The sequence below is a fragment of the Streptococcus suis genome (assembly GCF_002960445.1).
In the GTDB taxonomy this organism is placed as follows: Bacteria; Bacillota; Bacilli; order Lactobacillales; family Streptococcaceae; genus Streptococcus; species Streptococcus hyiners.
This window is the reverse complement of the sequence record NZ_POJD01000317.1, coordinates 1-305: the sequence shown is the minus strand read 5'-3', so window position 1 is coordinate 305 and position 305 is coordinate 1. Positions and strand designations below refer to the sequence as shown.

Genomic DNA, 305 nt, shown 5'->3' with positions numbered 1-305 from the left:
ATGATAAGTAGATAGTTCTTTGGGTCTTAACAATACATTGATGCCTCTTGTCTCGCAAATCCCCTTGGGGACCTCTAAAAACTAATTTTCTAAAATTTAAGATGTTGATTTAACAAGGCTTTCGTAACTCCAAATTCGCAATTTTGGGAATTTATAGAGGTGCCCCCCTTATACATTTCTGAATCCGTACTGACATAGATGTCTTCTTTCTCAAAACAACCTGATTCAATTGCCACATCAATCGTGTGAAAAATCATGGGTTTCCCGTCCAAAAATAGCATGTTTTTATTCGGTAAGCCTTTCGA

The 305-nt window shown here is 36.7% G+C and carries 1 pseudogene; it reads right to left on the bottom strand.

The features are described 5' to 3' along the window. Positions 1 to 167: 167 nt before the first annotated feature. Positions 168 to 305, bottom strand: a pseudogene (locus tag C1G53_RS13430) (cytidylyltransferase domain-containing protein); the annotation flags it as partial.